The following is a 13,865-nucleotide window of genomic DNA, read 5'->3' on the forward strand; positions in this document are numbered from 1 at the left end:
AATGGCCTTACTTTCGAAGGTAAAACAGCCCGACAATAGCGGCTGCATTCAGCAGGTGACGCCAGCGCGCGCCGGTTGGCGTTATGTCGGTTTTTCATCCTATCTGCTGAAAAAAGGGCAAACGCTCGACCTGAAAAGTGGCGACAGCGAACTTTGCCTGGTGCTGGTCGCGGGGCTGGCTTCCGTCACCACGCGCCACGCACGTTTCCCGAATATCGGCAAACGTCTGTCACCGTTTGAGCGCACGCCGCCTTATTCTGTGTATGTTCCTCATGATGATGACGTCAGGGTACAGGCTGAAAGCGATCTTGAGCTGGCGGTCTGCCAGGCACCCGGGCAGGGCGGCAAGCTGCCCGCTCGCCTGATTGCGCCGGAGGATGTTGGCGTTGAACGGCGGGGCAAAGGGCAAAATCAGCGCCTGGTGCATAATATTCTGCCGGACTCTCAACCGGCAGAGAGCCTGCTGGTCGTGGAAGTGTATACCGATGAGGGCAATACCAGCTCTTACCCGAGCCACAAACACGATCAGGAAAACAGCGAACACGAAACCTATCTGGAAGAAACCTATTACCACCGTTTTCAACCCGAGCAGGGGTTTGCCATGCAGCGCGTTTATACTGACGACCGTTCGCTGGATGAGTGCATGGCAGTGTATAACCGTGATGTGGTCATGGTGCCGCGCGGCTATCATCCTGTGGCGACGCTGGCAGGCTACGACAATTACTACCTTAACGTCATGGCGGGGCCGGTACGTTTGTGGAAGTTCAGTTGGGAGCACGATCACGCCTGGGTTAACAGCGACAGTTATCCGCGACGTTAATCCGTGGCGAGAACTGACAAGGCAGCGCTATTCGCTGCCTTTTTTATTGCGTGATGATACCTGTAAGTTGACCAGAGAACGGTGTTCGGCGACAGGCTCTGTCTGTTACCTGACGAGGCCGTCTCTGATTGACCGGCGCAGGCTACGCCGCCCTGTCAGGTGGCGCGATCGTCAGGATGCGGGGGGCGTCCGGGCATTGTTCAGTGCCAGGGAAACCGCCAGCGTCTGAGCCAGACAGAGTGACGACACCTGAGAGCGGAAACCGTCAACCTGGGCTTCCCGTACCACAAAGCAAACGTCGCTGAACGCGGCCAGAGGGCTCACCTGGCTGTCCGTAATCGCAATCAGGCGGGCACCGAGCCTGGCACCCAGCTCAACCACTTCTACCGCTTCGCGAGCGTAAGGCGAACAGCTGATAGCAATCACCACGTCTTTCGGATTCACCAGCGTCAGCTGTTCAGTGAACATGCCGCCTAACCCGTCAATCAGAAAGGCGCGGCGCTCCAGATGGCGCAGGGCATAAACCAGATAGGAGGCGACACTGAACGAGCGACGCAGGCCGATAACATAGACGTTCTCGGCATCATTGAGTAACTGCACCGTTTTGTTCAACTGCTCCGGGCTCACCTGCATCGCCAGTTGCTGCAACGCCTGGCTGTTTACCATGGTGAAGACATTCAGAATTTCCGCCGGGCTTTCAGGCGCGTTCGCTGCGTCGTCTGCGGCGGTCTGGCGGAACAGGCGTGCCCGTTCGGTGTAGTTAACCGTCTCTTCCATCAGATGCTGACGAAAAATTTGTTTCATTTCGTTGAAGCCGCTAAAACCAAAGGCGTTGGCAAAGCGAATCAGGGTCGAAGGCGGCACATCGGCCTGCTGAGCAATAGACGCGACGGTATCAAAGGCGATGCTGTTACTGTTATCAAGAATATAACGAGCCACCTGCTTCAGACGCTTACTCAGCGTTTCATAACGGCGACGAATCTCGTCCTGCAGCAGTGAAAGTTGGGAAGGGTTATTGCTCATTACGTCGGCTCATGTGCGGAAAGCGTGGCTGGATAAGAATCGCTATGATACCAGATGGATGGAAAATTTCATTTGTTTGTTTTTCAGGCATAATTTATTTCATTGGTTTATGAAATGACTCACAGATTCGTCGTCAAACGGTGCGATCGGGCTGAAAAAAGGCTGCCCTGGGGCAGCCTTATGCATATCGTCCTGCGTCAGGGTGAATTTACAGCCCGGTGTGCTCGCGAATATATTTTCGTGCCTTCACCGCATACTCAAATGGATTCGCCAGCGCGGGATCCTGCTCTGCCTCCACCACCATCCAGCCTTGATAGCCGTAATCATCAAGGATTTTAAACACGGGTTTAAAGTCGATCACGCCATCGCCCGGCACGGTAAAAGTGCCTTTTTTTACGCCGTCCAGGAAAGACAGATGCTGATCTCTGACTTCAGCGACGATGTCATCCCGCACATCTTTGAGGTGCACGTGGAAAATACGTGGCAAGTGGTTTTCCAGTACCGCCAGCATGGCCTGCTGTGAGCCTTCGGAATAGTAGATATGGCCGGTGTCGTAAAGTAAGCCGACAGTATCGTTCGTCATGGCCATAAAACGGTCAATTTCTGCTGGCGTCTGGATAGCGGTGCCCATGTGATGGTGCAGGCAGACGCGCATGCCTTTACGGGCGGCGATCGCGGCCAGTTCATTGTAGCCTTCCGCCGTGCGCTGCCATTCATCGTCGTTAAACACGGGCTTATCGTCCAGCACCGCCAGCGTCGTGCCTTGTATGCTCTTGCTTTGTTCAGAGCACCCAATCACCCGGGCGCCCATCTCGAAGAGGAAATTCATGTGCTCGGTGAATCCCTCAATCGTTTTCGCTTTGTCGCCCTGTGCAAAGAAGGTGCTGAACCAGGCGTTACAGATCTCAATACCGCGAATCTCCAGCATCGGTTTCAGAACCGTAGGATCGCGTGGGTATTTACTGCCGACTTCACTGCCGGTGAACCCGGCCAGCGCCATTTCACTGACCGTTTGCTGGAAGGTGTTTTCGCTGCCCAGTTCGGGCATATCATCATTCGTCCAGCCAATGGGCGCGATCGCCAGCTTAACCTTTTGATTGTTCATCAGTTACCTGCCTGAAGGCGAGAGGAGTCAGTTATAAAATGCCGGACGGGCGGGCATTTCAATGGGTTCGATCGCGCCGCTCTTCTGCGCTTTGATACAGGCGTCAGCAGCGACCGAGGCGGCAAAACCATCCCATGCGGAAGGACCGGTTAACTGGCCCGCTTTTACGTCGTTGATAAAGGCCTGTAGCTCAACGTCGTATGCCTCAATAAAGCGATCTTTCCAGTCGACCAGAATGGTATTGGACAGTTTGGCGTCTTTACGTAACTGTACCGATGACGGCTCGGGCAGTCTGGCGATACCTTCCTCGCCCACGACTTCGCACTGAATATCGTAGCCGTAGGTACAGTTCACAAAGATCTCCACATCAATGCGAATCCCTTTTTGCGTCTCAAACAGAACGATTTGCGGGTCTTTCAGGTGTGGACGGGCTTTAGAACTGACGCGCGGGAACACCACCTGCACGGTTTTATAGTCGTCGCGGGTCAGCCAGCGCAGGACATCCAGCTCGTGGATCAGCGTATTGGTAATCGCCATTTCGGTGTTGTAGTTTTCCGGCACCGTCGGGTTGCGGTGCGCGCAATGCAGCATCAGCGGCTCACCGATATCACCATCGGTAATCACCTTTTTCAATGCCCGATAACCGGCATCGTAGGGGCGCATAAAGCCGACCTGTACGAGACGTTTGCCGTGTTTGATCTCGGCGTCCACGATACGACGACAGCCTTCAGCGCTCATCGCCAGCGGCTTCTCACAGAAGACCGGTTTGCCCGCCTCAATGGCAGCCAGCGTGAACGCTTCATGGGTCGGGTCCCAGGAGGTGACGAGCACGGCATCCACGTTGGGTGACTGAATGACTGCGAAGCCATCCTCGCATACGTCTGCATCACTGTTCAGACGTTGCAGCGCGGCTTTGGCGCCTTCCGCATTGATATCGGATACCGCAACCACTTTTGCCCCTTGTAAGACATTGTTGCAGCGCCGAATGTGCTCCTGACCAATCGCACCAGTTCCAATCACACCAAGTTTCAATGTCATAATTACACCTGTAGGGTTAAATCGGAGAGTAGAAACATGGGCCGTCAGACGGCCCGGAAATCAGTATTTACGGGCCTGAGCCAGATGCGTATTCAGCGTGTTCGCCACCTGTTGCGCGCGCGTCGAGTGGGCGGTTTGTGCCACACCAACGTGCCACCAGCTGAAGTAGTTGTGAATCATGGTCTTGGGCAGCACTTTGATATCAATCAGCGTGGAAACGCGCTGCGTTTTTGCGTCTTCCAGCGCGGCGGTAAGCTGCTCCAGCGTACTGACGCGATAGGTTTTGCAGCCATAACCGGCGGCAATGGCAGCAAAATCCACCGGAACCAGTCCGCCGTCGAGCTTGCCACCGTCCGGATTACGGAAACGGAACTCGGTAACAAAGCTGTCCATGCCGTGCCCCATTTGCAGGTTGTTAATGCAGCCATTGCTCATGTTATCCAGCAGGACCACATTGATTTTCGCCCCTTCCTGAAGGGAGGTCACCAGCTCGGAATGCAGCATCATGAACGAGCCATCGCCTACCAGGGCATAAACCTCTCGCTCAGGCTGCGCCAGTTTGACGCCCAGTGCCGCATTCACTTCGTACCCCATGCAGGAGTAACCATATTCAAGGTGATAGCCGTTATAACCCCGCGTACGCCAGGCGCGTTGCAGGTCGCCGGGCAGGCTGCCCGCAGCGCCCACGATCACGGCATCGGCAGGCAGGTGCTGATTCAGCGTGCCCACTACGCTGCTTTGTGTCAGCAGAGACTGCGTAAGGCGGTTAAATTCGGCATAGACGGCTTTTCGGTCAAGGTGATCGGTAATCTCAGGCTCAAAGGCGGTATCGTTGGGCGTGATGTGATAAACGCGCAGTGTCTCGTCTTCCAGCTGCTGCCGGGCCAGGGCAATCTGATCGCCCCAGTCGTTGGCATAGTGCTGTGAAACCAGTCCATGGCTGAGCGCCAGCAGTGCTTCACGTGCGTCGGCCAGCAACTGCACGCCATCGAGCTTATAACTGTCAAAGTTGCTGACGTTGACATTCAGAAAGCTCACATCAGGATGCTGGAAGATCCATTTCGACGAGGTGGTGAAATCGGTGTAGCGCGTTCCAATGCCTATCACCAGATCGGCCTCTTTTGCCAGCAGGTTGGCCGCCAGACAGCCGGTTTCACCCACGCCGCCGACGTTGAGAGGATGATCAGATAATAAGGTACCTTTTCCCGCCTGGGTTTCAGCAAACGGAATCTGATAGCGTTCGGCAAATGCACGTAGTGCCTCGCCTGCGCCGGAATATTTCACGCCCCCGCCGCAGATAATTAATGGCTTACGTTTACGGATGATGAGCTTCAGCGCATCTTCGAGCTGGGCAACGGTGGGTTGACGCCGATCCAGACGATGAACGCGTTTCTGGAAGAAATAATCCGGATAATCCCAGGCTTCACCCTGAACATCCTGCGGTAAAGAGAGCGTGACGGCACCCGTTTCAGCCGGATCGGTCAGGACGCGCATGGCGTTAATACAGGCGCTCATCAGTTGCTCCGGACGGCTGACGCGGTCCCAGTATTTACTGACGGCACGAAAGGCGTCGTTGGTGCTGATACTCAGATCCCAGGGCTGCTCAATCTGCTGCAGGACTGGATCGGGCTGGCGGGTGGCAAAGACGTCGCCAGGCAGGAGCAGAAGAGGAATTCGGTTTGCGGTGGCAGTGGCGGCGGCCGTCAGCATATTGGCGGCGCCGGGCCCTACGGACGACGTACAGGCGATAATCTGGCGGCGCAAAGACTGTTTGGCAAAGCCCGTTGCGGCGTGGGCCATCCCTTGTTCATTACGCCCCTGATAGACCACCAGATCGCCGCTGTCCTGCTCCAGCGCTTGTCCCAGTCCCAACACATTGCCATGACCGAAAATGGCGAAAATGCCTTTTACAAACTTTGTCTCTGTGCCGTCTACGTCAATGTATTGATTATCGAGAAACTTAACTAATGCCTGTGCGGTAGTCAGTTTGATGGTGGCCATAAACCTTCCTCAACGTGCTGGCAGTAGCAGAGTCCGGCACCGCGCTTAAAAGGCGTGACGTAACGGAAAAGGCTACCTGAAGAACTGAAATGTCAGAGGATTATAAACAAATGCATTTTTCATAAAATACGATTACAGAAGAAATATTTCATTTTGCGAGGGGGATCAAATTTACCCTTGCTGACAGGGCAGCGGGAAGCTATGCCATAAGCGTAACTGGAATGTTTAGTGAGAGTTACAAAGTTTTCGAGATTTCATTTCATCACGCAGAAAGATGCTGCAAAACGGGCAGGAGCGTCATGGCCCTGTCGCACCGGGCCCACGAGGTCCCGTCCGGCAACGCCTGACTGACGTGTCGGGCATAACAGATTTTTAACTGCTTCACATAATCGCAGTGTAAGTTTCATTTTGAATTGAGTTTGGAATATTTGTTCCTCATACTGCGTTTATCGTTAACCAGACACCTTCAGACCCCACGCACAACCTGTCCGCAGTGTCTGCTCATCACAGAAGGAAACCAGAAGCATGCAGAGAGAACAGAAGCGTCTTGATGTGATTTGTATCGGACGCATTGCCGTCGACTTCTATGGTCAGCAAATTGGCGCGCGGCTGGAAGACACCACGTCTTTCGCGAAATATCTGGGCGGGTCATCAGGCAATGTCGCATACGGTACGGCGATTCAGGGGCTGAAATCCGCCATGCTGGCTCGTGTAGGCGATGAACATAATGGCCGTTTTCTGCGGGAAAGTTTGCAGCGGGTCGGCTGCAATACAGAAGCACTTATCACGGACAAAAAGCGGCTGACCGCTCTGGTCATCCTGGGCATTAAAGATGAAGACACTTTTCCGCTGATTTTTTACCGCGACAACTGCGCCGATATGGCCCTGGTGCCAGACGACATTAATGAAGACTTTATCGCTTCTTCTCGCTCGGTTGCGGTAACCGGCACGCATTTGTCGCACCCGCAGACGCGAGCGGCCGTGCTGAAAGCGCTGGAGTATGCCCGTAAGCATGGTCTGCGTACCGCGCTGGACATCGACTATCGCCCGGTATTGTGGGGCCTGACTTCACTGGGGGACGGGGAAACCCGGTTTATTGCCTCCTCTGAAGTCACCGCGCAACTGCAGCAGGTTATGCATTATTTCGATCTCATTGTCGGCACGGAAGAAGAGTTTCATATCGCAGGCGGCAGCACCGATACGCTGACCGCGCTGAAAAACGTGCGCACGGTGAGCAACGCAACGCTGGTCTGTAAGCGAGGAGCAATGGGATGCGTGGTATTTGAAGGCGCGATTCCAGACAACTGGGCAGCGGTGAAACTGCACAGCGGCGTGCGTGTCGAGGTCCTGAATGTGCTGGGTGCAGGGGACGCGTTTATGTCCGGTCTGCTGCGCGGCTGGTTAAATGATGAAGGATGGGAACAGGCCTGCCGCTACGCAAACGCCTGTGGCGCGTTGGTGGTTTCGCGACACGGGTGCGCCCCTGCGATGCCCACCCGACAGGAGCTGGATGACTTTTTAAGCCGCGAACAGGACGTGAAACGCCCCGATCTGGATAGCCGTCTGACCCATCTGCACCGCGTCACGTCGCGTCAACACGCCTGGCCGGAACTGAATATTTTCGCTTTTGATCACCGCAAACAGCTGGTAGAGATGGCTACGGAGGCTGGCGCGGACGTTTCGCGCATTCCGCAGTTGAAACTTTTGCTATTGCAGGCTGCGGAGCAGGCCGTGCAGCAAGCCGGCATTGAAAGTAAAAGCGGCATTCTGGCGGACACGACCTTCGGTCAGAAAACGCTGAATGCGATTACGGGTAAGAACCGATGGATTGGCCGACCCATTGAACTACCGGGGTCGCGTCCGTTACGCCTGGAACATGGCAGCATTGGTTCCCAGTTGATCGGCTGGCCAGCGGAGCATGTGGTGAAATGCCTGGTGTTTTATCATCCTCACGACAGTGCCGAACTGCGCGAGGAGCAGGACGCGCTGTTGCTGGAAGTGTGGAAAAGCTGTAACCAGAGCGGTCATGAGTTACTGCTGGAAGTGATCCTGCCTGACAGCCAGCCAGACCACAATGAAGCGCATTTTCTTAAGATGCTGAACCACTTTTATGCGCTTGGCATCAAGCCTGACTGGTGGAAGCTCCCACCCCTGTCTCCGGCAAGCTGGCGTGACATAGGTGCCTTGATCGAACAGCAGGATCCTTACTGTCGTGGCATTTTATTACTGGGACTTGATGCGCCAGAAGCCACGCTTAAAGCGGGGTTTGCCGCGGCGGCGCAGGCCCCGTGGGTAAAAGGGTTTGCGGTGGGGCGCACAATCTTTGCACAGCCCTCGCGCCAGTGGTTGCAGGGTGAAATACGTGACGACGCACTGGTGGCGGCGGTAAAAGAGAACTACCTGCGCCTGATTGATTACTGGCGTCAGGCGCGCGAACAGCGTGTCTAAAGCAGAAGGGATGAGTGATAACTGAGCCATGCGGCAGAATGATCATTGCATGGCTCAGTATTAACGCGCGGTGGTGTGGTGTGCCCTTGCCGTTATTTCAGGGTAATGCTTTTCACCACGGTTTCAGCATCGCTTTGGGCCTGCTGTTGATTGTCCCCGGGCAGCGTAATCTGCATCGTCATCAGCTTACCATCGACTTTGGCCAGAACAACCGAGGACCAGGAGGTCTGGTTGTTTGCTGAGATGACGGTATCCAGCTGCTGTGCCGGCTCACCGCCCAGCGTGACCGCTTTATTGGAGACAACCTGAAGCTGGGGATCGCGATTACGCTGCTGTTGTTCCATGCGTTGCGCTAACACATCCAGGGCCTCATTCGTCGGCTCACCGGCAATGACGATAATCGCCCGCGCACCGCTTTCATCAGCATAAACGTGCATGTTGGTACTCTGAGAACCCAGTTTACCGCTCTTATCTGACAGGCCAGGTGGCAGGGTAAATCGTAATTTACCGTCCATCAGCGCCACGGTTTGTGCAGACTGACTGGCAGATGCGCCATTATCGTTTGCTGCTTCATCTTTCTTTTGATCGCAGGCGGCAAGGCCGAGTACCAGCAAACCAATTCCCGCATATTTCACTAAATTACGCATCAGAATCCCTTTTTAACATTCCACGAAGGCGTTTATACAACAGGAATCAGGTTGCAAACGCAACCTGAGTATTGTCAGGAGATTTTAGCGGATTGTCAGGAAAGGCTGTATTGCCGGTTAGCCGAAATGTATCTGCGGCTGGGCCTGGCGTTCGGCCAGGCGTTTGAGCGCAGCGTTGAGTAAAACACCATAGGCAGGCAAAAAGAAAATCATACAAATCAGCACTTTGAAACTGTAATCGACCAGAGCGATTTCTACCCAGTGCTGTGCCATAAACGGATCGGAGCTTTTGTAGAAGGCAATGAAAAAGAAGGCCAGCGTATCGCTGATGTTGCCTAAAAACATGGCACAGCCTGGCGCCACCCACCACTGCGGCAAGCGACGCAGGCGGTTGAAAACGTGCACATCCAGAATCTGGCCCAATGCGTAAGCCATAAAGCTGGCGCAGGCGATACGGGCGACAAACAGGTTTACCTGTTGCAGCGCCTGCCAGCCTTGCCATTCGCCCTGGTAAAACAGGCTGGAAATCGCGTAAGAGATAAACAGGGCCGGCACCATCACCGCCAGAATAATGCGGCGTGCAAGCGGCGCACCAAAGATGCGCACGGTCAGATCAGTGGCCAGGAAAATAAACGGAAAGCTAAAGGCGCCCCAGGTGGTATGAAAACCGAAAAGGGAAACAGGCAACTGCACCAGATAATTGCTGGAAGTGATCACCAGCAGATGAAACAGGGACAACCAGACGAGCGCATGAGCGCGCTGACGCGGGGTAAATGCGAGCATAGTAAGCCTTTTTAGTGGTGGGGTGAGGGAACCCAGTGCAGGCAACTGAACATTCAGTGCGCTGCAGTTGTATGAACAAAAAACGGCCGCATCTTACCCTGTTGTGCTATTAATGCAATGGCTAATTTTAACGCAATCGTTACCGCCTTGCGTCAAAGGGCGGACGCGCTAGAATAAGCGCCCGTTAACTGAAATCGAGACCGTCATGAGTGATGCATTTTCTTCCGCCGACCATCAACTGGATGCTCAGGGCCTGCGTTGTCCCGAGCCGGTCATGATGGTACGTAAAACGGTGCGCGGCATGCAGGACGGTGAAACGCTGCTGATTATCGCGGACGATCCGGCAACCACGCGGGATATCCCCGGTTTTTGCCGGTTTATGGAGCATCAGCTACTGGCCGAACAAACCGACACGCTGCCTTACCAGTTTTTGATTCAGAAAGGGATGGGAGAATAACGGCGGCAGTGAGCCGCCGTCAGGTTATGCATCCCGCGTGCGCAACAGCCGCAACGCGTTTGCCGTGACCAGTGCGGTGGCACCGGAATCAGCCAGCACCGCCAGCCACAATCCCGTTAACCCCGCCAGCGTCGTCACCAGGAACAGCGCCTTCAGCCCCAGCGCAATACCAATATTCTGACGGATAATCGCCCGGGTGCGGCGCGCCAGAGCAATCATCGGGGCCAGGTTGCTGAGCTGATTGCGCGTCAGGGCGGCATCCGCCGTTTCCAGCGCGACATCCGTCCCACTGCCCATCGCAATACCCAGCGTGGCGGCCTTCATGGCTGGCGCATCGTTGATACCGTCGCCCACCATCGCCACCACCTGCTGCTCACTGAGCTGACGAACCGCCTCCACCTTACCGGCTGGCAACAGGCTGGCATGCCAGGCGATGCCTAAAGGTTGGGCGACGACAGCGGCCGCCCGCGGGTTATCACCTGTCAGCATTAGGCTGTTGATGCCAAGCGCTTTTAAGGCCTGCAAGGCGGCGGGGGTTTCGCTGCGCAGCTTGTCCCGTAAGGCCAGCGCCCCCAGCACCTCGCCATTACGCAGCACCATCACAAGGGTTTCGCCCTGGGCTTCCTGCTCATGCACGATTGCCTGGTGCGCCGGGCTCAGGCTGCTGACGTACGACGGTGCCAGCAACGTTATGCGCTGGCCGTCCACTTCAGCCTGAATACCGCTTCCCGCCAGTGCCTGCTGTTGAGTGGCAGACGGAAGCGGCAGTGCCCTGGACTGTGCGGCTGCCACAATCGCCGTTGCCAGTGGATGGGTAGAACCTTGTTCCACCGCGGCACCTAATTGCAGAATCGCGTCTTCGTTAGCCTCGCCGAACGGCAAAATTCGCGTCAACTGCGGCCGGCCTTCTGTCAGCGTACCCGTTTTATCGAACGCGATCGTCTGCACTGTGCTCAGCCGTTCCAGGGCCGCGCCTCCTTTAATCAGCGCACCACGGCGGGCGGCGGCGGCCAGTCCGGACGTGATGGCGGCGGGCGTGGAGATCACCAGCGCACAGGGACAGCCGATCAACAGCAGCGTCAGGCCTTTATAAACCCAGGGCAGCCAGGCACCCGCGCCAAACAGGGGCGGCAGCACCATCACCAGCAGGGCCAGCAGCATGATGGCTGGCGTGTAAATCCGGCTAAAGTTATCGATAAAACGTTCTACCGGAGCACGATGACTTTCGGCTTCCTCAATCAACTGCAAAATGCGGTCAATGGCACTTTCGCCAGGCCTGGAAACCACCTCAAGTTCCACCAGACGATCAACGCTGGTCGCACCCGCCAGTATTTTTTCGCCACGCTGACGCAGCACCGGTAACGACTCGCCCGTCAGCGCGCTCTCATCGAAACTGGCGCTTTCCGCCAGTAAGCAGCCGTCGACCGGCAAACGGCCACCGGCCGCGATTACGATCCGGTCGCCAGGCTGCAACGCGGACAGGGGCACCTCACTACGGGTGCCATTTTGCAGGCGCACAGCGAACTCGGGACGCAGCGCCATCAGCTGGCTTACCCCACTGCGCGCGCGGGTTGCGGCATAGGCTTCCAGTTTTTCGCCCAACAGGAACAGCAGCAGAACCATGGCGGCTTCCGCATGCGCACCAATTAATAACGCACCTGCCGACGCCAGGGTCATCAGAGTTTCAATGGTAAAGGCAGAGCCGGTTCGCAGACGTTGCCACGACTTACGCGCGACCGGCACCAGCCCGACCAGCGTCGTCAGAATAAATAACCGGTCGCCCCAAACGGCACTCACCTGACTGAGCGCAGCGCTGGCTACCATGAGCGCAGCAAGCAGTAAAAGCGGGAAACGGGCACGCCAGGGCGATGGCGCAGGCGCAGAAACAGAGGTTGAGGAGAGATGAAAACCTGCTTTTACCACCGCGTCTTCTATTGCAGACTGAACCGGGGCACGGGCATTAACGACAAGTTTTTCACTGGAAAAGACGACGCGGACCTGCAGGACGTCAGAAAGTTGGCGAACGGCGGTTTCGATTGCGCGGGCACAACTGGGGCAGTCCATACCGCTAACCTGCCAGCTGAACTGAAAAGCATCAGAGGATCGTCGTCGGTCACCTTCGTCACTGGCTTCGCCGGCAGACGCGGCAGAGCAGCTACAGTCGCCGCCGCAGCTGGCGCGCTCTGTCGTTTCAGGAGAGGCCGCAGTAATGGATAAGGTGCCCGGACGAACAGGGCGAATGGCACAAAGTGGTTTTGCGGCTCGATGAGTATTGCGTGGCTTACCGCAGCCACAAGCATGATGTTGATGCATATAACCTCCGGAAGACGTGGGCGACGTGCCCACGGCTTATCTTACACCCAGAGGTTTAACCCAACGCCAGCATTATTGTGTCTTTTTTCAGTAGATCCACAGGGAGCGGACGATCATAAAGTGACCGGCAAAGTAGCAGGCCGCGACAATCGCGCTGTCGGCGCTGAAACGGCGGCGATAATGACTGATAAACCACACGATATTGGCCAGCAGCAGCAGGGCAGAGCCAACCAGAATTGAGAAGCTGTAATCGCTGGGGCGGAAGACATATTGTTCAGTAGCCATCCAGTTCATGACCAGCGTCATGCCGATCAGCGTACAGACGGGCCAGCGCAGCGTTTCCAGCTTACTCCACAGCACACCAATCACAACCACCCCGATGATCAGAAACGTTAGTGGGATGGGCCAGTAAAATGTCATCGTCATATTGGCCGCAAAACACAGCGTGTACAGCAGATGCGACAGGAAAAACGCGCCCAGCGCGTAAAGCATTTGTTGCCGCGGGAGCAGCGTCAGCGTGTCGCCGATGAGCGTGGCGACTAACCCAGCCACAATCAGGTAATCAGATGTATTGCGTGTGGGGGCCTGCCAGGCCAGACCGACTAACAGGAGCAACGTAACAGGTTTAAATAACCAGCGTTGCCATTGCGGGCCCCGGTAAGAGGCATCAACGTACAGCCAGCCGGAGAAAAGTACAGCGAGAAAGGACCAGAGCATTGCTTCTCCTTTTTACCAAAATGGTGACAGTTCCTGAAACACTCCTGTCAGTCTAGGTTATGCCAGCGCGATGTGACAATCGGTCAACTCTGGTTGTATGCTTTATCGCGCAATGCAAGACGATCTGAGACCGGATAAACGCTGAGGAAAGATGAAACCACCGCTACTTTTTATTATCGTCGTGGCCATTATTGCCGTACTCGCGACACGCCAGTTCATCAAACAGCGGCGCGAGGCAGCCGTCAACGATGCCTCGCCGGTACGCACCGTCGCGGTTGAGGTCAAGACCAAACGTGAGTTTTCGGTATCCAGTCGCCGCTCACGTGAGCGCGAAGTGATCGCCGGAGACGAAATGCGCTATGAGGCCTGGTTTCATCCGCTCAATGGCGAAAGCGATATTAAGATGCGCGTTAATGAAAGCGACTACCACCTGATGGACAAGGGCACGAAAGGCGAGCTGACACTTCAGGGCACGCGTTTTATCCGCTTCACGCCTGCCGGAAACTGACGGCG

General features: G+C 55.7%; 12 protein-coding genes. 4 read left to right on the top strand and 8 right to left on the bottom strand.

From position 1 onward, the window contains the following. The first annotated feature begins 1 nt into the window (after nt 1). Entirely contained in the window at nt 2–820 is an 819-nt protein-coding gene (gene iolB / locus C1N59_RS01450; RefSeq protein ID WP_394550213.1) for a 5-deoxy-glucuronate isomerase, read from the top strand. A 171-nt stretch (nt 821–991) separates the two neighbouring features. Here iolB and C1N59_RS01455 read toward each other — a convergent pair whose 3' ends face one another. The 4 genes from C1N59_RS01455 to iolD form a co-directional block, all read right to left on the bottom strand. Continuing rightward, entirely contained in the window at nt 992–1,843 is an 852-nt protein-coding gene (locus tag C1N59_RS01455; protein WP_394550214.1) for a MurR/RpiR family transcriptional regulator, read from the bottom strand. 208 nt (nt 1,844–2,051) lie between these two features. Then, on the bottom strand, nt 2,052–2,948 hold the full coding sequence (gene iolE, locus C1N59_RS01460; RefSeq protein WP_394550215.1) for a myo-inosose-2 dehydratase: 897 nt from the start codon (nt 2,946–2,948) through the stop codon (nt 2,052–2,054). 27 nt (nt 2,949–2,975) lie between these two features. Further along, nucleotides 2,976–3,986 carry a Gfo/Idh/MocA family protein gene (locus C1N59_RS01465; protein WP_033738232.1) on the bottom strand — a complete coding sequence of 337 codons (1,011 nt, stop codon included), beginning with the start codon at nt 3,984–3,986 and terminating at the stop codon, nt 2,976–2,978. A 60-nt stretch (nt 3,987–4,046) separates the two neighbouring features. Next, nucleotides 4,047–5,987 (bottom strand): 3D-(3,5/4)-trihydroxycyclohexane-1,2-dione acylhydrolase (decyclizing), encoded by a 1,941-nt coding sequence (gene iolD, locus C1N59_RS01470; protein WP_394550216.1) that lies wholly within the window; start codon nt 5,985–5,987, stop codon nt 4,047–4,049. 525 nt (nt 5,988–6,512) lie between these two features. Here iolD and iolC point away from each other — a divergent pair. Next, a complete protein-coding gene (iolC, locus tag C1N59_RS01475; RefSeq protein WP_205952388.1) occupies nt 6,513–8,435 on the top strand; it encodes a bifunctional 5-dehydro-2-deoxygluconokinase/5-dehydro-2-deoxyphosphogluconate aldolase in 1,923 nt (640 codons plus the stop codon). 92 nt (nt 8,436–8,527) lie between these two features. Here iolC and C1N59_RS01480 read toward each other — a convergent pair whose 3' ends face one another. Together C1N59_RS01480 and C1N59_RS01485 are read right to left on the bottom strand one after the other, a co-directional pair. After that, a complete protein-coding gene (locus C1N59_RS01480; RefSeq protein WP_006121064.1) occupies nt 8,528–9,082 on the bottom strand; it encodes a DcrB family lipoprotein in 555 nt (184 codons plus the stop codon). Between the two features lie 117 nt (nt 9,083–9,199). Continuing rightward, nucleotides 9,200–9,865: a 7-cyano-7-deazaguanine/7-aminomethyl-7-deazaguanine transporter gene (locus C1N59_RS01485; RefSeq protein WP_039342735.1), complete on the bottom strand. Its 666-nt coding sequence runs from the start codon at nt 9,863–9,865 to the stop codon at nt 9,200–9,202. 205 nt (nt 9,866–10,070) lie between these two features. Here C1N59_RS01485 and tusA point away from each other — a divergent pair, with 205 nt between their 5' ends. After that, nucleotides 10,071–10,322 carry a sulfurtransferase TusA gene (gene tusA, locus C1N59_RS01490; protein WP_006121061.1) on the top strand — a complete coding sequence of 84 codons (252 nt, stop codon included), beginning with the start codon at nt 10,071–10,073 and terminating at the stop codon, nt 10,320–10,322. Between the two features lie 24 nt (nt 10,323–10,346). Here tusA and C1N59_RS01495 read toward each other — a convergent pair whose 3' ends face one another. After that, nucleotides 10,347–12,635, bottom strand: a complete 2,289-nt coding sequence (locus C1N59_RS01495; protein ID WP_394550217.1) for a zinc/cadmium/mercury/lead-transporting ATPase — start codon at nt 12,633–12,635, stop codon at nt 10,347–10,349. An 87-nt stretch (nt 12,636–12,722) separates the two neighbouring features. Continuing rightward, complete coding sequence (locus C1N59_RS01500) at nt 12,723–13,352, bottom strand: lysoplasmalogenase (RefSeq protein ID WP_033738214.1); 630 nt, start codon at nt 13,350–13,352, stop codon at nt 12,723–12,725. Between the two features lie 151 nt (nt 13,353–13,503). Between C1N59_RS01500 and C1N59_RS01505 the strand changes: the two genes are divergently transcribed. Continuing rightward, entirely contained in the window at nt 13,504–13,860 is a 357-nt protein-coding gene (locus C1N59_RS01505; RefSeq protein WP_033738213.1) for a DUF2500 domain-containing protein, read from the top strand. Nucleotides 13,861–13,865: the final 5 nt, after the last annotated feature.

The sequence above is a fragment of the Pantoea sp. SGAir0183 genome, assembly GCF_043545505.1.